The following is an 18,406-nucleotide window of genomic DNA, read 5'->3' as shown; positions in this document are numbered from 1 at the left end:
GGTTATTTAAATAATTAAATTTTTTTATGTTGTATATCTCTGTTCAATATTTTTGAGAGTCTTGGCAAAAGGCTCTGTACTACCCGTAGCCTTACTAAGGACCAAACTCCCTTGGATCTCCACAAAATTCTGCTGAGCCAGCTGTTTGGACGTCGCTTCATCTTTTCCAAAAGCTTGACCCAGAATACTAAACGAATCCAACCACTGCCCAATCCCCTTTTCTATTTTATTGCCAAAGAGCGACATGCCAGTGTCCATACTCAAGGAGCGGTATAGGCAAACCTTGGTGCCATGGCCGTACACCTCGCCAATATTGTGGATGGCATCTTTTAGCCGTTTTTGAGGTGGTGTTTCCGTATTGGAAAGTACCGTATAGACCTTCTCGTTGATCCAGGCCTCCATAAAGTCCAGCACGGCATCCGTCATTTCCTTTTTCCCTCCGGGAAAGCGATGGTAGAGACTGGCCTTTTTAAGCCCTGTGGCCTCGGCCAACTCATTTAAGCTGGCCCCATCATAGCCTTTAGAGCGAAACACGGACATAAGCCCGTTTAAAATTTCCTGATCTGATACTTTTGCCATTCTCATGGGACAAATGTACAATGATTTTTAATTTTACCAAACGTTCGGTAATATTTTAACACACTTTAACGAAATTGACTGATTCCTGTAATACCCTTGGAGAAATTGGTATAACAAACTAGCTTTATATATTGCTGAATAGGGTTAGGAGTAATCACATGAAAGAAATTCCAATTGCACGGCTACACCATTTCCAAGAGGAACCTCACCTTTTGGGGAATTTTATCATTAGGGATATTGCCCAACTCCTGGAAAAAATTCCCATGGTGCAAGAACTGCATCGGCACGATTTTTACTTTATCCTGGCCCTGGAGCGTGCCTCTGGCCAACATCATATCGATTTTACCCCCTATCCCGTAGGTGACCATTGCGTGTTCTTTATGCGGCCCGGCCAGGTGCACGACCTGCAATTGGATACAGGTTCCACTGGTTTTGTAATGCAGTTTACCTCGGACTTTTTTGACAATTGCAGCATGGATTCCAGATTACTGCTCCGCTCTTGCAGCAATACCACACTGTATTCCTTCAATCCAACAACCTACACTAAAGTGACCGCTCCCCTACATGCCATCTTGGACGAATTTTCCGCGGAACGACCTGGCCATGAAAAAATGATCAAGGCGCAACTGGACATTTTCCTCATTGAGCTTTTACGTCAGCAGCAGCCCAATGTTCCCAAGCTTAAAGGCCCAGATCTCTATCCCCGTGAGCGACTGGAGGCTTTTTTGGAACTTTTGGAAACCCATCTGGCTGCCCATAAAAAGGTATCAGACTATGCAGAAATGCTGCACTTGAGTTCCTATCAACTCAATGCCATTACCAAATCCGGATTGGGTAAGACCTGTCGTGAGGTGATCAACGACCAAATAATTTTGGAATCCAAACGGAGATTACTGGCCACAAGTAACCAGGTGAAGGAAATTGCCCATCAGTTGGGCTACGAGGACGTTTCCTATTTTATCCGCTTCTTTAAAAAACATTCTGGGCAATCGCCGGACGCCTACCGGCAAAACTTCACATAAGTCCTATTCAAGCCCATACTTGTCCTACCTCCATGACTCCGATGACCGCTACTTTTGTACCTGTACAATTAAGAGTATGTCATGAGACCCATGAGCCGAAGGACATTTATAAACAAGAGCGGGACGGTCACGGCTTCCAGCATGCTGCTCCATCCCTTAAATTTTAGCACCTATAATCCCATGAAAAAGAACCACTTTGATGTTATTATCGTTGGCGGAAGCTACTCAGGCCTTTCTGCGGCCATGGCCCTGGGCAGGGCCCTGAAAAAAGTATTGATCATAGATAGCGGCAAACCCTGTAACCGACAGACGCCTTATTCTCATAATTTTTTGACCCAGGACGGGGTGCCTCCCCATGAGATTGCCCAACTGGGCCGAAGTCAGGTGGAGCAATACAGTACCGTTCATTTTTTTGATGGCTTGGCTATCGAAGGTAGAAAGATTGCAGATGGGTTTGAAATTACCACTTCCAACAAGGAGCGGTTCACGGCTAACAAGCTGGTATTTGCCACGGGCATAAAGGACATTATGCCCCCCATTGAAGGCTTTTCGGATTGTTGGGGGATTTCCATTTTGCACTGTCCGTATTGCCATGGTTACGAAGTAAGAGGTGCCAAAACAGGGGTGTTGGCCCATGGGGAAGAAGCTTTTGAATTTGCCAAATTTCTGACCAATTGGACCAAAGACCTTACCCTTTATACCAATGGCAAGTCCAATTTATCCCCAGAACAAATAACGCAACTAAAAGACCTCAATATTGAGGTAGTGAACAAGGAAATACAGAAAGTGGAGCATGAGGAAGGCTATCTGAAACAGCTACGTTTTTCGGATGGAAGTACGGCAGCGGTCACAGCGCTCTATGCCCATATCCCTTTTGAACAACATTGTGATATTCCCATTTCCCTGGGCGCAGAACTGGACGAGCAAGGATACATTGTTGTGAACGGGATGCAAAAAACCACCGTGGAAGGAATTTATGCCTGCGGGGACAATACCACCCGTATGCGGACGGTTTCCAATGCGGTATACCAAGGCACTTTTACAGGTATGATCGTGAGCAAGGAGATGATCATGGAGGAGGTTTAGTATTTACTTATGTCTTACACTTAAAAAAACTCCTTCCTTCCTAGGAGGCGAGGTGCTCGAGGACGGAGGGGTTTTAGCTAAATATTATTTTACCTACCTTACCCCTACCCAATCTTACAATACCCAATGAGGCGACATAACAAACGTATACTTAAACAGTATCGGAAAGACCTACGCAAAAACCTGACTCCAGCTGAGGCTTTTCTGTGGACCAAATTGCAACGCAAACAACTGGACGGAAGAAAGTTCCGAAGACAGCACAGCATTGATAATTTCATTGCGGATTTCTATTGCGCTTCTGAAAAACTGATCATTGAATTGGACGGGCAGGTTCATTTTAATGCTGTGGCCCAAGAAAAGGATTATTTCCGTACCCAACATCTAGAAGGTCTTGGTCTCACCGTGCTTCGGTTTGAAAACAGTATGGTGTTTGAGAATTTGGCTTCGGTGCTACAGGAGATTCGGGAGCATTTTGATTAGTTGTAACCAGGTTCATATTTTGACCCTTCTGTCCTTCGGACACCTTCCCTTAAAGGGAAGGAGGTCTCGTGTCAAGTTCATAATTGCTCCTCTCCCTGTTGAGTGAAAGGTGATTTCGTAAGAAATCGGTAAGGATGAAAACTAAAACATAGTTTTTACAGCCTCAATGGTCTTGTCCAAATCCGAATAGGTAAGCGCATCATTTAGGAAGTAACTTTCAAATGCGGAAGGTGGGAGGTACACCCCTTGCTTCAGCATGCCATGGAAATATTTTTTGAAAGTATCGTTATTGCCTTTGGCCGAAGAAGCAAAATCCACTACCGGGTCTTCGCAAAAATGCACCGAAATCATGCTGCCATATCGGTTGATTTGGTGCGTCACTCCTTTTTCGGTCAAAACTTCGGCAATGCCTTTATGTAGATACTCCGTTTTTTCGGCTAGACTGCTGAACACTTCAGGTTTGTTATTGAGCTCCGTGAGCATGGCCAATCCAGCGCTCATAGCCAAGGGGTTTCCGCTTAAGGTTCCAGCCTGATACACTGGTCCATCGGGAGCTAAATGCGACATGATTTCGGCCCTAGCTGCAAAAGCACCCACAGGCAATCCTCCCCCAATTACTTTTCCGAACATTACAATATCGGCATCAATGCCCAACGCTTCCTGTGCTCCACCTTTGCCCAATCGAAAGCCAGTCATCACCTCATCAAATAGCAACAAAACACCCTCTTGAGTGCACAACTCACGAAGGCCATGGATAAATTCGTCTGTAGGAATAATACAACCCATATTCCCTGCTACGGGTTCCAAAATAATCGCAGCAATCTCACCTTTATTGGCTTCGGCAAGGGCTTTCACCCCTTCCAAATCGTTATAATTGGCCAGTAAGGTATCCTTAGCGGTTCCTTGGGTCACTCCAGGACTATTGGGACTTCCAAAAGTCACTGCTCCACTCCCTGCCTGAATCAAAAAAGAATCGGAATGGCCGTGGTAACAGCCCGCGAATTTGATGATTTTGTCTTTGCCCGTATACCCTCGAGCCAAACGCACAGCACTCATACACGCTTCGGTACCGCTGTTCACAAAACGAATCTTGTCAATATTGGGCACCATGGAAACGGCCAGTTGGGCCAGTTCGGTTTCAATTTCGGTGGGCATACCAAATGAGGTTCCTTTTTTGGCCTTTTCAATCACCGCATTGATTACGGGTTCATGGGCGTGACCCAAAATCAATGGGCCCCAAGAAGCGATGTAATCAATTAATTGGTTACCATCTTCATCGTATAAATAAGCCCCTTTGGCCTCTTTTACAAATATGGGATCTCCGCCTACGGCTTTAAAGGCTCGTACTGGGGAATTTACCCCACCGGGGATGTATTTCTTGGCCTCCGTAAACAAGGCACTGCTTCGTTGGTATAGCATGTAGTGTTCTTATGTCATTCCCGTGTAAACGGGAATCTTATTGTTATAGACGCGTTGCTGTTCTTGATACACTTCCGACAAAGTCGGAACCACTCGAACTGAGGCGTTTACTTCGTTTTTTCTTTTCTGATGTTGAGCACCTGCCCAATGGAAATGGTGTTGCTGTTCAGATTGTTGAGCCTTTTTAACTCATCCACCGAAATGGTATATTTTCTGGAGATGCCATACAGCGTATCTCCTTGTTCTACCACATGGGTGAACACATCGTATTTTTTGGGTGCCCGAACGGTGTCCAAACCTCCTCGGACTACTTCATCATCGTATTGGTCCAAATCGTACCGCTCTATCAAGGCTATCAGCTTTTGGGGGTATTTGCGGTCCGTTGCATAGCCCGCTTGTCTCAGTCCGTAAGCCCATTTTTTATAATCATCACGTCGGTAATTAAAGAGAAAAGCATAGCGTGAACGTGACGAAAGAAAAATGCTATGGTCCCTAAAGGAATACATGGGGTGGTTGTATTTTCTAAAACACTCTCCTTTGGCGTCGTCATCATGAAAATCAAACTCACCATCCCATCCCGTATGGCATTTGATCCCGAAATGGTTATTGGTCTTTCTGGTCAACTCGCCTTTGCCCGATCCGCTTTCCAAAATTCCTTGCGCCAAGGTAATACTGGCCGGAATGCCAAAGGCTCGCATTTCGTATTGGGCGATTTCCGCAAAAGTTTCAATGTATTCCTGGGTATCTGCAATCGGGAATTTAACAAATCGGCCTGGGTTGGCAGGCATTGGATACAGTTCGGACTCTTTGGGTCCATCCTTAGGTAAATCCCGGTTAGGGTTTCGTGGAATGTTGGTCTTGGTCTCCACAACAGGTTTGGGCTGACGTGTAACCGTTCGCTTTTTGGACTTACAACCCGTTAGTAACATGGCGAGTACCACAACATATCCAATTCTCCTGATCATAAATCCAATAACGGTAAATTCTTTCGTTTAAGTACTTCGTTCATGCCTTTTATCCCTTGCAAACCACCAGTATGGATGGCCAAAATTTGGGTGCCCGACTTAAAAAAGCCTTTTTTAATTAGGTCAAAAATACCAAAAAGCATCTTTCCAGTATAAATAGGATCTAAGGGAATGCCAGTTTTCTTTTTATAATGGTTGATAAAGTCCACCAGTTCTGTTGTGATCTTTGCATATCCGCCAAAATGGTAGTCCTGGATCAAGTCCCAATCACCACCATCGGACCATTTCCGAATTTCAGCTTGCAAAAAGTCGCCTTTAAGGGCAGGAAAGCCCAATACCCGTTGATGCGGTTGGGCCGAATTGATAATTCCGGCGATGGTTCCACCTGTACCCACGGCGCTACAAACAAATTCGAATTTCTTATCCTCTTCCGTCAAAATTTCTTCGCACCCTTTGATGGCCAAATCATTGGTGCCGCCTTCAGGTAGTAGATAAAATCCGCCAAGAGTCATCTTCAATTTTTCCTGATAGGCATCCGTTGTCTTATTCCGATATTCGCTTCGTGAAACAAAATGAAATCGCATTCCATGTTCGGAAGCCAGTTTTAAGGTTGGATTATCTTGCCACCCCTCCTCCAACTCCTCCCCACGGATGACCCCGATGGTTTTCAGTCCAGCTTCCTTTCCCGCATAGGCTGTAGCTGCTATATGATTGGAAAATGCCCCACCGAAGGTAAGCAAGGTGTCATGTCCCTGCTGTTTCGCCTCAATAAGATTGTATTTGAGTTTTCGGTATTTGTTCCCGGAAATATGAGGGTGAATGATGTCCTCCCTTTTCATGTAAAGAGTCACGCCACTTTCCTTTAAAAGTGGTAGTTCAATTTTCTGGTTGGGAATCAACAAGCTTGGGAATTAACGCATCAAATAGTTTACAAAACTATAGGGTTTTCTCTGGAAAATATACTCCATATCATCTTCATTGGCGTAGGCCTCCCGTTCAAAACTGATATTTTGGTAGGCCCTATAACTATCCAGATATAAAACGGTACGCAATAACCACTCGGAAATATACAGGATGTAAAATGGTATGATGAGAAGCTCCCGTTGTTGTTTCAGATGTATGCGCTCGTGGTTAATCAGTACATCGTCCTTCCTAAGTGCACCTTCCTTTAAGATGATAAAGGGCCATACGGACAAGCCAACATAGTTTCGATAAAAGAAATGTTTAAAGACTAAGATCAAACCGAATTATCATAGGTTTCCTACAAATATAACTTTTGAAGCCACTCAAGAATGGATTGCATCGATAATAAGATTAACAATTTCGGTGAATAACCCAATTTACCCCATATAAAGCCTTTCATCGGAATAGTTTAATTTTATAGGTAATTGGACAGGATTCATTATAAATGAAGGAGCTCATTCCTCTTGAAGAGGGCGATTATTACTTATCCGAGGAAGGATATAAGGTCTTTACAAAACAATACCACCTTAAAAGGGGCTATTGCTGTGAAAGTGGATGCCGACACTGCCCCTATGGCTATGATAAAAAGACAAATAGCCAGCGTTAATAGTATGTTCGGCATAATATTTGTGACTTATTTATAGTCTTTTCTGTTGAACTCAAAAGTAAAATTGATATGAAAAATGTAAAACTTCTCACCTTGGTCGCCTTAGCGGCGACATTTATGGTTTCCTGCTCTTCTGTACGCGTGGTTTCCGATTATGATACCCAAACGAATTTTGGCGAATATCAAACCTATGCCTTCTACAAAACCGGCATTGATAAGGCCCAAATATCAGATTTGGACAAAAAACGAATTCTAAAGGCTATTGAGACGGAAATGACTTCCCGTGGCTTTGCCAAATCCCAAAAACCTGACGTGCTGATCAGCATTTTCACCAAGGAACGTGAACGTGTGGATGTGTACAACAATAACTTTGGATGGGGCGGCGCATGGGGCGGTTTCTACAATCCTTGGGTCTGGGGTCCTGGTTGGGGCTGGGGCTGGGGAGGAGGCTTCGGCAACAATGTAAGCACCCGTACCGAAGGCTCCCTGTACATTGACGTTATTGATGCCAACAAAAAAGAACTGGTTTGGCAGGGACGTGGTGTGGGCACGCTTAACAATACCAAGAACATTGAAAAGAAGGAGGAGCGCATCCGCGAATTTGTTTCCCATATTCTTAAAGAATATCCTCCGATGCCAGCGGTGGCATCCAACTAAAAAAATAAGTAGAACGAAGAGTCTGTAGTAACTGGTTTGGAGTTTATTGCGGTTGATAAGTGAATTGGATTCTTCGTTCTCTTTTTTACAATAACGGAAAACTCGTTTCGTTTTTCACTTCCTTTAATACAAAGGCACTTTTTACAGCGCCAATATTGGGCAAAGAGGCAATCTTGGTCTTGGCAAAATCGTAATAGGCATCCAGGTCCTTGACAATGACCTTGAGTAAAAAGTCAAATTCCCCTCCCACCACAAAACATTCGGTTACTTCTGCAAACTGTTTCACTTGGTTTAAAAAGTCGTCCATTAAATGGCCTTTTTGGGCTTCTAGGGACACAAAACTAAATACGGTGATACTGTGTTCAATCTTCTCCTTGTCAAGAATGGCAGCGTAGTTTTTGATGTAGCCCTCCTGCTCCAATCTTCGTATACGCTCATAGACCGGTGTCTTGGTCAATCCCAGCTGCTCCGCAATGGTCTTTGCAATGGTTTTGGCATCCTTTTCCAATATTTTTAGAATCTCACGATCAATGGCGTCCAAGCGTTCCTGCATATTTTCCTGTCCAAGTGTTCATTTTATCATAAAATTAGACATAATTACTAAATTTTATAAATAAAAAAGACTTTATTCCTTCATTTTATTCATTTACCAGTGTTACGACTATATATTGTAACTTTATGTAGTATATATACCTTATTTATAGCATTCAATGGAACAAGGAGCCTACGAAAGCAATCCTATTTTGGACAAGCTTCCAGAACACCTAAAGCAGTTCATCAAACCACAGAACTACGAGGAGTACACCCCCATAGATCAGGCTGTTTGGCGCTATGTGATGCGAAAAAATGTGGATTATTTGAGCAAAGTAGCCCACAAATCGTACGTGGAAGGATTGGAAAAGACTGGAATTTCCATCGACAATATTCCCAATATGTACGGAATGAACCGCATTCTGAAGGAAATCGGATGGGCTGCCGTAGCAGTGGATGGTTTTATCCCTCCAGCCGCTTTCATGGAGTTCCAAGCCTATAATGTATTGGTCATCGCCTCGGATATTCGGCAATTGGAAAACATTGAATATACCCCTGCTCCCGACATTATCCATGAAGGTGCTGGGCATGCCCCCATAATTGCCAATCCGGAATATGCGGAATATTTGCGAAGGTTTGGGGAAATTGGTTGCAAGGCCATCTCCAGTGCCAAGGATTATGAGCTGTACGAAGCAGTGCGACATCTTTCCATTATCAAGGAAGCTGCCGGTACGCCCCAAAAAGAAATCGACGAGGCCGAAAAACATATTGAACATTTGCAGGAGAACATGGGCGACCCCAGTGAAATGGCGCTCATCAGAAACTTGCATTGGTGGACCGTGGAGTATGGCCTGATCGGTACCGTTGAGAATCCAAAAATTTACGGAGCTGGACTGCTTTCCTCCATCGGTGAGAGCAAATGGTGCATGCAAAGCGATGTGCAAAAATTACCGTATACCCTTGAAGCAGCGCAAACCGCTTTTGACATAACAAAACCCCAACCTCAACTGTTCGTTACCCCACACTTTGCGCATTTGAGTCAAGTGTTGGAGGATTTTGCCAACAGCATGGCATTGCGAACGGGTGGCCTGGAAGGGGTTCAAAAACTTATTTCTTCCAAAGCTCTGGGAACTTTGGAATTGAGTACCGGGCTTCAAATTTCCGGGACTTTTAGTGAGGTTATGGAGCATAACGGAAAACCCATTTATATCAAAACCAATGGCCCAACTGCCCTGGCGTACAGGGATAAGGAACTCGTAGGCCATAGCACTTTGGACCATGCTGATGGATTTGGCTCTCCCATTGGAAAACTAAAGGGAATTAATCTTGCCATAGAAGATATGAGCCCGCGCGATCTAAAAGCCTATAAGATTTTTGAGGAGGAACAGGTCACCCTTGAGTTTGAAGGGGGCGTAAAAGTAGAAGGTACCATTGTAACCGGTACCCGAAACCTACAGGGAAAAATTATTCTGATTACTTTCAAGGATTGTAAAGTAAGCTATCAGGATGAAGTGCTGTTCTTACCCGAATGGGGCCTGTATCATATGGCCGTTGGACAGCATGTGGTATCAGCCTATAATGGCCCAGCCGATTTACTCAGTTTTGACCTCATCACGCACAAGATTACAGAAACTACCATTAAAAAAACAAGGGATGATCAGCGTTTAAAACTTGAAGCACATTACAAGCGGGTTCGTGATTATCGAGATGGTATCAATACCTTCATTTCCCGAGGCAAGCTTTTTGAGGAAGTTAAAGAGGAATTCCCTGAAGATTGGTTGCTACCTGTTGAACTCTACGAACTGGCCAGGAAAGGGGAGCGAGACGAGTTGGCCATCACCATTAAATCCCATTTGGAAGAAGTAAAAAAGTTGCGTCCAGAGGTTGGACATTTGATTGACGACGGATTACAACTAATCGACCAAAGTTTTACCAAGGTCAATTAATTCATTGGTCGAAGCAATGGGTTTTTCTTGATAGGTGAGTCTCCAACCCATCGAATTTGACAGCACGTAAATCCGCGAAAGCTCGCTCAATAATCTGTTCTCAGCATTTGATTTTAGGGATGAAGCCTCAATTTTTTTTCGGAGAGACTCGTTTACATTTTCCTTGATTAAATTATAGTCCTCCGCCCTAAAAGGATTAAAATAATCTGCCGTTACATCATAATATTCAAAATCTGGATTGATTGTAATCTCCGGTTCCGGTATCGACAAAATCCGAATGGTTTTCTCCGCCTCAATCACTTCAACTTCCAATTGGGAAAGGTCATAGGAAATGATGGCTTGGGCATTTGCCACGACCAACGCTTTTTTGTCCGCGGTGACCAAACTTCCAAACAACTCCTTGGAATCTGCATAATTATATACTTCCGAAAAATGCCCCTCGGTCACAATCAACTTGGAGACATTTTTCAACTCTTGTTGAATAAGCAGGGAACTCTCCGATAAAACGGCTTTATCCTGGGTGTAGTCCGTACAAGATTTGTAAATTAAAATGGAAGTAAGGGCGACCAAAGCCCCCATGAGTATTTTTTTCATCGTTCAAAATGCATTAAGGGATACCTCTCCTTGAGATACGTGATTTTCGCCTCTAGCGACGTTCTGAACTTTTGATGTGCTTCTGATTCCGGGTTAAGGGGACGGTGTTCCAACCCTTTTTGAATTCCTTCCACTTCCTCCATCACTGGATAGATTTCTTCGGATATCCAAACCGATTTAAGCCGTTCCCAGATATAGTCAACCGCCAATTCGTTGGGATGGATCAAGTCTTTGCCATAAAACCGATAATCCCGTAGCTCATCCATCATGATTTCATAGCTTGGAAAGTAATGCACTCTCGACCGCCCCTTCGACTGGCTCAGGGTGACATCTTGAGGCGACAAAAAACCATTCACTGCCGCAATTAGGTGCGCCTTGCTCCGCTGATTCTCCACAAAGCCATCTTTGAGGTGCCGAACAGGAGATACCGTGAAAACAACGGTTGCTTTTTTGTTTACTTCTGAAATGCACTCCAAGGTACGCTCTAGACTGGATTCAATTTCTTTGATCGTCAACAATTCCTTGCCAAACTCCTTTTGGGGTACCTTATGGCAATTGGCCACTATTTTTTGGGTTGAATGGTTTCGATACACCCAAGCTGTCCCCAAGGTGATCATTATATGCGAAGCTGAATGAAGCCGTTTTTGTGTCTCCTGTAAAGTCGAATTCAAATTTTCAAGGAGTGAATCCTTAGAATTTGCTGCTAAATCAGAATGCGCGTCAAAACACAGCCATCTTCCATTCTGTTCAAATACTTCTTCTGCTTGATAGGGTTTTTCCTTTACAGCCCGACTGACCAAATTCTCGATAGCCAGTGGGTGAAACAGAATCCCAAAGGGATTTAGTATGGTTTTGAACTGGTAAAACTTCAGTTTGTTTCCCATATTTTTAACAAAGCAAGAACCCAATAAGAGTAATTTGCTTTGATAGTTGATGGGATTCCCTTCCTTTTCCAAAGGAATATTTGTCTGCAGTTTCATTCCAACCTTATTTACAGTTGTCAATGGATTGGATCATCTCCTCGTACTGCCCTTCCAATTGGTCTTCCAACTGCCCCATAACATTCAACACTCTCACAAGCTCCTTCATGGATCCATTTCTTAAAGCCGTGGTGGCGTTGTTGAGTTCAATTTTAACCAGATCTTGGGTATTGTACAGGCTTTGAAGCTCATATAGGCATTCGTAGCCAAATTCGTGGAATATGCCAGTACTCTTGGCAATTTCCCAAGCAATGCTGCTCAAATCCGATATTTCCAGGTTCACCAAGGCCCCTACTTCATATTGGTACAGGCCATCTTCAACCCTGCTCGAATCAATCTCCTGAAAAAATTGGGGATATCGGCCTACAAACCCTTGCATCACTTCCACGGAAGTGACCAACAAGTCATTGTTGCCCTGTAAGCTATCCATCTCAGCAAAAAAGGCGGGAATCTTTTGGTTCTCGGCACTATTGGCCACTAATTCTTCCCTATTGGCCTCTATTTCTTCCTTGATCTTAACCAGGGCCACCTCCTTATCTTTTTGGATGGATTTGGAAGCATTCCAATCGTTGAACCAAATGGCCAAGTTAATACCAACAAACAACAAAAGGATTTCTCCAAAAATGTATTTCCAGTTGATATGCTTTAGCTTAAAGGGCACTTATTATGTGGTTGTTTTTACAATTTCCAGGGCATTGTCCAATGCTGCGGGTATCCCGGACGGATTTTTCCCTCCGGCCGTGGCAAAGAAAGGTTGTCCTCCTCCTCCGCCTTGGATGTGTTTTCCCAATTCACGAACAATGGCTCCAGCGTTCAATCCCTTGTTGGACGTCAATTCTTTGGAAATGTAACAGGATAAAAGTGCTTTTCCATCTTTTTCTGCTCCCAAAAGAAGGAAAAGATTATTGACTTGCCCGCCCATTTCAAAGGCCAAATCCTTGATTCCAGCTGCATCCAATTCCACCTGTTTGGCCAGAAACTGGATTCCGTTTACCTCCTTCAATTCTGAAATAAGTTCATTTTTAAGGCCTTTGGCCTTGTCCTTCAACAATTGCTCCACTTGCTTTTTTAGCGCATTGTTTTCTTCCTGAAGTGCTGTCACCGCCTTTACTGGGTCCTGAGCTTTGTTCAACAAGTCCTTGATCTCGAAAAGCATTCGGTTATTGGAAAAGTAGAATTCCTTTACCGCATCAGAAGTAATGGCCTCTATCCTTCGGATACCTGCTGCCACTGCTCCTTCGGAAACAATTTTAAAATGCCAGATATCTGCCGTATTCTTTACATGGGTACCTCCACAAAGTTCAATGGATTGGCCAAAACGAACAGTCCGCACGGTATCGCCGTACTTTTCCCCAAACAGGGCCATCGCACCTTGGTTCATAGCCTCTTGCAAAGGAATGTTCCTATTTTCTTCCAAAGGCAGTTGCCCCTCTATTCGTGCATTGACGAAATTCTCCACATCCCGAAGTTCTTTGGTGCTCAATTTGGAAAAATGGGAAAAATCAAAACGTAAATATTTGGAATGCACTGCAGAACCTTTTTGCTCTACGTGGGTTCCCAGCACCTCTCTCAAAGCCTGGTGCAACAAGTGGGTAGCCGTATGGTTGCTGGCCGTGCGCCAACGTTGTTTTTGGTCCACCGCTGCCTTAAAGGTTCCAGAGATATTCTTGGGTAAATTTTCCGTAAAATGGACAATCTCGTTGTTTTCTCTTTTGGTATCGATGATATAGACCACATCGCCATTGGATGTTTCCAAGTAACCTTTATCCCCAACCTGTCCACCACCTTCAGCATAAAATGGAGTTAGATTGAAAACCAATTGATATTGATCTCCACCTTTCTTGCTGGTTACCTTTCGATACTTGACCACCTTTACCTCTGCTTCCAGACTATCATAACCAATAAATTCTTGCTCCGAGTCCTCTAAAAGAACCGTCCAATCTTCTTTGGACACTTCTGAGGCAGCCCTAGATCGGTCTTTTTGGGCTTTCAGGGCTTTTTCAAAACCTTCCGTATCCAACTGATATCCCTTTTCTTCCAAAATCAAGGAAGTCAAGTCAATAGGAAACCCAAAAGTGTCATATAATTCAAAGGCTTTCTGCCCATCAATGGTTTTATCCTTTGAAGATTTGATTACAGAATCCAACAGGACCAAACCTTGTTCCAAAGTGCTCAAAAAGGAACTTTCCTCTTCCTTGACCACGTTTTCTATAAGCTGATATTGCTCCCGAAGTTCTGGAAAAGCTTTCCCCATGGTCTCCCCCAACACCTTTACCAAGCGATAGATAAAAGGCTTGTTGGTTCCCAAAAAAGTAAATCCATAACGGATGGCCCGTCTTAAAATCCTTCGGATCACATACCCTGCTCCATTGTTACTAGGAAGTTGTCCGTCAGCAATGGAAAAGGCAACGGCCCTTATGTGGTCAGCCACCACCCTGATGGCAATATCGGTTTCCTCGTTTTTGCCGTATTTCTTGCCCGTTATGGTCTCAATTTCCCGAATCAAAGGGGTAAATACATCCGTATCGTAGTTGGATTGAACCCCCTGCAACACCATACAGAGTCGCTCAAAGCCCATTCCAGTGTCCACGTGTTTTTCCGGAAGGCTTTCCAGTTGTCCGTTGGCCTTACGGTTGTACTGCATAAACACCAGGTTCCATATTTCCACTACCTGTGGATGGTCTTGGTTTACCAGGGAGGCGCCTGATACTTTGGCTTTCTCCTCCTTAGATCGTATATCCACATGGATTTCGGAACAAGGACCGCAGGGACCTTGGTCTCCCATTTCCCAAAAGTTGTCCTTTTTGTTCCCCATAATGATTCTATCCTCAGGAACAATGGCCTTCCAAAGCTCAAAGGCTTCCTTGTCCATCTCCAAATTGTCCGCATCATCGCTCCCCTCAAAAACAGAGACATACAGGCTATCCTTGTCAATTTTATAAACTGAGGTAAGCAATTCCCAAGCCCACTGAATGGCCTCCTTTTTAAAATAATCCCCAAAACTCCAGTTCCCCAACATCTCAAACATGGTGTGGTGGTAGGTATCTTTGCCCACCTCTTCCAAATCATTGTGTTTACCACTCACCCTAAGGCATTTTTGGGTATCTGTCACCCGTTTGGATTTGGGTACGGAATTTCCCAAGAAAAACTCTTTGAACTGGTTCATTCCCGCATTGGTGAACATTAAAGTGGGATCATCCTTCATGACCATGGGAGCCGAAGGGACAATCTTGTGTTTTTTGTCCTTGAAAAAGTTTAAAAAGTGGTTTCTGACTTCTTGGGATGTCATCGGAAATGCAAGGGTTTTATTAAATTTAACACTTTAAGCAAAACAATTTTTATATTTGTTTGTTCTCCTTAAAAAGAATGCGCAAAAATAGGATAAAATCCCTACATGTCTAAAGTTAAGTACTATTACGATCCGGATACTCTTTCTTACCGAAAGATTGAACCCAAAAAGTCCAAAAAGTACCGAAATTTTCTCTTTTTCCTGTTGGGTTCAGCTTTGTTTGGTATTCTTGGATTGATCGTCCTTCTAAACACCAGTTGGTTAAATACCCCCAAGGAACTTTCCCTGGATCGGGAGGTGCGGAATTATGAGCTTCAATTTGAGATTTTGACCAAAAAGATGGAGCAAATGGAGCAGGTTTTGGCCAACATTGAGGATAGGGACAACAATATTTACCGCTTATATTTTGAGGCCAATCCCATTCCTGAGGAACAACGCAGGGCAGGATTTGGGGGAATCAATAGATATAAATCCTTGGAAGGTTTCAATAATTCAGAAATCATCATCAATGCTACTCAGCAGTTAGACATTATTCAGAAGCAGATGGTAATCCAATCCAAATCCTTGGATGAAATTGCCAAGTTGGCGGAGGAAAAAGAAAAACTGTTGGCTGCGATTCCTGCCATTCAGCCAGTGCGTAACGAGGATTTAACCCGAATGGCCTCCGGGTTTGGATGGCGTTCCGATCCCTTTACAAAAGCAAGAAAGATGCACTGGGGCATGGATTTTACCGCTCCAAGGGGGGTTCCGATCTACGCCACAGGGGATGGTGTTGTCAAACGAGCAGATAATGGGTCCTCGGGATATGGAAAGCACATTCGCATAGATCATGGTTATGGCTATATGTCGCTATACGCCCATTTGAGCAAATACAACGTAACCAAAGGTCAAAAAGTCAAGCGTGGGGATCTTATTGGCTTTGTGGGCAATACGGGTAGGTCAGAGGCCCCGCACTTACATTACGAAGTCTTTAAGGACGAGGAACGGATCAATCCGATCAACTTCTACTACGGAAGTTTGACGGCGGAAGAGTTTGAAAACATGCTCAAGTTCGCCAATCAAGAGAATCAATCCTTGGATTAATGCACATAGATCTTCCCGAAAAACGATATTATGGCATTGGCGAAGTGGCCAAGGCTTTTGGGGTAAATACCTCCCTGATTCGTTTTTGGGAAAAGGAATTTGATGTGCTCCAACCCAAAAAGAATGCCAAGGGCAACCGTAAGTTTACTCCCCAAGACATAAAAAATCTACAGCTGATCTATCATTTGGTCAAGGAAAGGGGCTTCACCCTGGAGGGTGCCAAAATCCATCTGAAGGAGGAAAAACAAAAAACCCTCTCCAATTTCGAGGTCATTCAGAAACTACAAAAAGTGAAGGCCGAACTGCTCAAGATCAAGGAACAACTATAACTATATAAAACACTAAAACCAAGAAGATGAAAAAGTGGTTAATACCGTTGATAATTATTGCTGTCTTAGCGGTTGGCATTTATGGATGGGTAAAAGGATTTTATAACACGACAATTGGTCTAGAAGAAACGACGAAGCAAGAATGGGCCAAGGTGGAAAGCTCTTATCAGCGAAGAAGTGACTTAATTGGCAATCTGGTAAAAACGGTACAAGGCGCTGCCGATTTTGAACGAGGAACACTTAAGGATGTAATTGAAGCCAGATCCAAAGCTTCAGGAATTAACATTGACCCAACTCAAATTACACCTGAGCAATTAAACGAATTCAACGCTGCTCAAAGTGGCCTTACCAGTGCACTAAGTAGGCTATTGGTGGTTGTAGAGCGCTATCCCGATTTAAAGGCTAACCAAAACTTTTTAGAGCTTCAATCTCAACTGGAAGGAACTGAAAACAGAATAAATGTTGCACGGGACAGGTTTAATGAAACAGTCCGCCCTTACAATGAACATGTACGAGATTTTCCCAACAACCTGCTTGCCAACATATTTGACTTCGAGGAAATGGCATATTTTGAAGCTGAGGATGGTGCTGAAATAGTTCCTGAAGTCAATTTAGAATTTGATTAAACATGTCCAAAGTAGAGGATTTCCTTAGCTATGAGGAAGAACAAGATATAGTGACAGCTATTCTTGAAGCAGAGAAAAACACCTCCGGTGAAATTCGGGTACATATAGAGTCAACGGCCAAAATGGATCACTTTAGCCGCGCCCAACAGGTATTCCATTTCCTAAAAATGGACAACACCAAAGAAAGTAATGGTGTGCTACTGTACGTTGCGGTGGAGGACAAGAAATTTGTGATCTACGGTGATACGGGAATTGACAGGGCGGTACCCAAAGGTTTTTGGGAATCCACCAAGGAGGTTATTTCCAATCATTTTAAAACTGGCGACTTTAAACAGGGCATTGTAGAGGGCGTGCAACGCGCCGGGAAGGAATTGCAGGTTCATTTTCCTTGGGACCAAACAGACACCAATGAATTGAGCGATGCCATATCCAAAGGTTAACCTTCTCCTTGCTCTCTTTTTAACCTCCATCTCTTGGGGGCAGTTTACCATACCTGAAAAACCCCAAAAACAAACCAGAGTCTACGACTATGTAAAGCTTTTGTCAGTTCACCAAAACCAGGCTTTAGAGCAAAAACTTCTTCGATATTCGGATAGCACCTCTACCCAGATTGTGGTTGCCATTATTGGCACCACCAAAGGGGAGGACATTACTTACCTTGGGGCTCAATGGGGGCATAAATGGGGCATAGGACAAGCGGATGAGGACAATGGTGTATTGATACTTTTAGCGAGGGATGATCGCAAAATTGCTATTAATACTGGTTATGGCGTAGAGGGCGCCCTCACGGATTTTATGTCCAAACGTATTATCGAATCCGTTATCATTCCCGAATTTAAAAAAGGGGATTATTATGGGGGACTGGACAAAGGAACCAATGCCATTTTTCAGGTTTTAAATGGGGAATTCACTGAAGATCGAAGTTTTGGGAACGATTCAGGATTTCCTTTTGAAAAACTGTTGCCCCTGATCATATTTCTTATTGTTTTGATCATCCTCTTCAGAAAGGGCAAAAACAACCGCGGCGGTCGTGGCGGAGGCCGAAGACGAGGCCCAGATATCTGGGACATGATCATCTTGAGCAATATGGGCAGAAGCTCTGGTTCCTCTGGTGGATTTGGAGGTGGAGGTTTTGGCTCCGGTGGCTCCGGTGGCTTTGGTGGAGGCTTCGGAGGGGGCGGATTTGGAGGCGGTGGTGCTTCTGGAGGATGGTAACTATTTCCCAATAGTCTGGTAATTAGTCCCCAAAC

21 protein-coding genes are annotated in these 18,406 nt (G+C 43.8%); 11 read left to right on the top strand and 10 right to left on the bottom strand.

Going from position 1 to position 18,406, the window contains the following annotated elements; genetic code table 11:
* Positions 1-24 precede the first annotated feature (24 nt).
* A complete protein-coding gene (locus ACRHOZ_RS18905; RefSeq protein ID WP_420400823.1) occupies positions 25-579 on the bottom strand; it encodes a TetR/AcrR family transcriptional regulator in 555 nt (184 codons plus the stop codon).
* Between the two features lie 158 nt (positions 580-737).
* On the opposite strand from ACRHOZ_RS18905, the gene ACRHOZ_RS18900 reads away from it, so the two are divergent.
* The 3 genes from ACRHOZ_RS18900 to ACRHOZ_RS18890 all read left to right on the top strand — a co-directional run bounded on the left by ACRHOZ_RS18900 (position 738) and on the right by ACRHOZ_RS18890 (position 3,167).
* Positions 738-1,601: a helix-turn-helix domain-containing protein gene (locus tag ACRHOZ_RS18900; protein ID WP_431129118.1), complete on the top strand. Its 864-nt coding sequence runs from the start codon at positions 738-740 to the stop codon at positions 1,599-1,601.
* Positions 1,602-1,682: 81 nt separating this feature from the next.
* Entirely contained in the window at positions 1,683-2,687 is a 1,005-nt protein-coding gene (locus tag ACRHOZ_RS18895; protein ID WP_431129115.1) for an NAD(P)/FAD-dependent oxidoreductase, read from the top strand.
* Between the two features lie 126 nt (positions 2,688-2,813).
* Positions 2,814-3,167 carry an endonuclease domain-containing protein gene (locus ACRHOZ_RS18890; RefSeq protein WP_431129112.1) on the top strand — a complete coding sequence of 118 codons (354 nt, stop codon included), beginning with the start codon at positions 2,814-2,816 and terminating at the stop codon, positions 3,165-3,167.
* 141 nt (positions 3,168-3,308) lie between these two features.
* On the opposite strand, the gene hemL is transcribed toward ACRHOZ_RS18890, so the two are convergent.
* The 4 genes from hemL to ACRHOZ_RS18870 all read right to left on the bottom strand — a co-directional run bounded on the left by hemL (position 3,309) and on the right by ACRHOZ_RS18870 (position 6,792).
* A complete protein-coding gene (gene hemL / locus ACRHOZ_RS18885) occupies positions 3,309-4,586 on the bottom strand; it encodes a glutamate-1-semialdehyde 2,1-aminomutase (protein ID WP_431129108.1) in 1,278 nt (425 codons plus the stop codon).
* A gap of 107 nt (positions 4,587-4,693) precedes the next feature.
* Positions 4,694-5,551, bottom strand: coding sequence for a glucosaminidase domain-containing protein (locus ACRHOZ_RS18880; RefSeq protein ID WP_431129105.1), 858 nt, complete (start codon positions 5,549-5,551; stop codon positions 4,694-4,696).
* Positions 5,548-6,453: a 1-aminocyclopropane-1-carboxylate deaminase/D-cysteine desulfhydrase gene (locus ACRHOZ_RS18875; protein WP_431129102.1), complete on the bottom strand. Its 906-nt coding sequence runs from the start codon at positions 6,451-6,453 to the stop codon at positions 5,548-5,550. The genes ACRHOZ_RS18880 and ACRHOZ_RS18875 overlap by 4 nt, the downstream gene beginning before the upstream one ends.
* Positions 6,454-6,462: 9 nt before the next feature.
* Complete coding sequence (locus ACRHOZ_RS18870; protein WP_431129099.1) at positions 6,463-6,792, bottom strand: hypothetical protein; 330 nt, start codon at positions 6,790-6,792, stop codon at positions 6,463-6,465.
* Between the two features lie 167 nt (positions 6,793-6,959).
* Between ACRHOZ_RS18870 and ACRHOZ_RS18865 the strand changes: the two genes are divergently transcribed.
* Both ACRHOZ_RS18865 and ACRHOZ_RS18860 read left to right on the top strand, forming a co-directional pair.
* Positions 6,960-7,121: a DUF5522 domain-containing protein gene (locus tag ACRHOZ_RS18865; protein WP_420400834.1), complete on the top strand. Its 162-nt coding sequence runs from the start codon at positions 6,960-6,962 to the stop codon at positions 7,119-7,121.
* Positions 7,122-7,190: 69 nt separating this feature from the next.
* On the top strand, positions 7,191-7,778 hold the full coding sequence (locus ACRHOZ_RS18860; protein WP_420400835.1) for a DUF4136 domain-containing protein: 588 nt from the start codon (positions 7,191-7,193) through the stop codon (positions 7,776-7,778).
* Positions 7,779-7,863: 85 nt separating this feature from the next.
* On the opposite strand, the gene ACRHOZ_RS18855 is transcribed toward ACRHOZ_RS18860, so the two are convergent.
* Positions 7,864-8,331: an Lrp/AsnC family transcriptional regulator gene (locus tag ACRHOZ_RS18855; RefSeq protein ID WP_431129095.1), complete on the bottom strand. Its 468-nt coding sequence runs from the start codon at positions 8,329-8,331 to the stop codon at positions 7,864-7,866.
* Positions 8,332-8,488: 157 nt separating this feature from the next.
* On the opposite strand from ACRHOZ_RS18855, the gene ACRHOZ_RS18850 reads away from it, so the two are divergent.
* Entirely contained in the window at positions 8,489-10,255 is a 1,767-nt protein-coding gene (locus tag ACRHOZ_RS18850; RefSeq protein WP_431129093.1) for an aromatic amino acid hydroxylase, read from the top strand.
* Here ACRHOZ_RS18850 and ACRHOZ_RS18845 read toward each other — a convergent pair.
* Genes ACRHOZ_RS18845 through alaS form a run of 4 tightly spaced genes read right to left on the bottom strand, consistent with a single transcriptional unit; the run spans position 10,223 to position 15,118 of the window.
* Complete coding sequence (locus ACRHOZ_RS18845) at positions 10,223-10,849, bottom strand: DUF4230 domain-containing protein (protein WP_431129090.1); 627 nt, start codon at positions 10,847-10,849, stop codon at positions 10,223-10,225. The genes ACRHOZ_RS18850 and ACRHOZ_RS18845 overlap by 33 nt on opposite strands.
* A complete protein-coding gene (locus ACRHOZ_RS18840; RefSeq protein ID WP_431129087.1) occupies positions 10,846-11,829 on the bottom strand; it encodes a GSCFA domain-containing protein in 984 nt (327 codons plus the stop codon). The genes ACRHOZ_RS18845 and ACRHOZ_RS18840 overlap by 4 nt, the downstream gene beginning before the upstream one ends.
* Positions 11,830-11,836: 7 nt before the next feature.
* On the bottom strand, positions 11,837-12,490 hold the full coding sequence (locus tag ACRHOZ_RS18835) for a hypothetical protein (RefSeq protein WP_431129084.1): 654 nt from the start codon (positions 12,488-12,490) through the stop codon (positions 11,837-11,839).
* A gap of 3 nt (positions 12,491-12,493) precedes the next feature.
* Complete coding sequence (gene alaS, locus ACRHOZ_RS18830; protein WP_431129081.1) at positions 12,494-15,118, bottom strand: alanine--tRNA ligase; 2,625 nt, start codon at positions 15,116-15,118, stop codon at positions 12,494-12,496.
* Positions 15,119-15,223: 105 nt separating this feature from the next.
* Here alaS and ACRHOZ_RS18825 point away from each other — a divergent pair, with 105 nt between their 5' ends.
* Genes ACRHOZ_RS18825 through ACRHOZ_RS18805 form a run of 5 tightly spaced genes read left to right on the top strand, consistent with a single transcriptional unit; the run spans position 15,224 to position 18,371 of the window.
* Positions 15,224-16,201: a M23 family metallopeptidase gene (locus tag ACRHOZ_RS18825; protein WP_431129079.1), complete on the top strand. Its 978-nt coding sequence runs from the start codon at positions 15,224-15,226 to the stop codon at positions 16,199-16,201.
* Positions 16,201-16,530 carry a MerR family transcriptional regulator gene (locus ACRHOZ_RS18820; RefSeq protein ID WP_138838093.1) on the top strand — a complete coding sequence of 110 codons (330 nt, stop codon included), beginning with the start codon at positions 16,201-16,203 and terminating at the stop codon, positions 16,528-16,530. Before ACRHOZ_RS18825 ends, ACRHOZ_RS18820 begins: the two co-directional genes overlap by 1 nt.
* A gap of 26 nt (positions 16,531-16,556) precedes the next feature.
* Complete coding sequence (locus ACRHOZ_RS18815) at positions 16,557-17,156, top strand: LemA family protein (protein ID WP_431129075.1); 600 nt, start codon at positions 16,557-16,559, stop codon at positions 17,154-17,156.
* A 2-nt stretch (positions 17,157-17,158) separates the two neighbouring features.
* On the top strand, positions 17,159-17,596 hold the full coding sequence (locus ACRHOZ_RS18810) for a TPM domain-containing protein (RefSeq protein WP_431129072.1): 438 nt from the start codon (positions 17,159-17,161) through the stop codon (positions 17,594-17,596).
* Positions 17,577-18,371, top strand: coding sequence for a TPM domain-containing protein (locus ACRHOZ_RS18805; RefSeq protein WP_431129069.1), 795 nt, complete (start codon positions 17,577-17,579; stop codon positions 18,369-18,371). The genes ACRHOZ_RS18810 and ACRHOZ_RS18805 overlap by 20 nt, the downstream gene beginning before the upstream one ends.
* Positions 18,372-18,406: the final 35 nt, after the last annotated feature.

It is taken from the genome of Flagellimonas flava, assembly GCF_050617915.1.
Classification (GTDB): Bacteria; Bacteroidota; Bacteroidia; order Flavobacteriales; family Flavobacteriaceae; genus Flagellimonas; species Flagellimonas flava_A.
The sequence above is the reverse complement of the archived record's forward strand: the minus strand, read 5'-3'. Positions and strand labels throughout refer to the sequence as shown.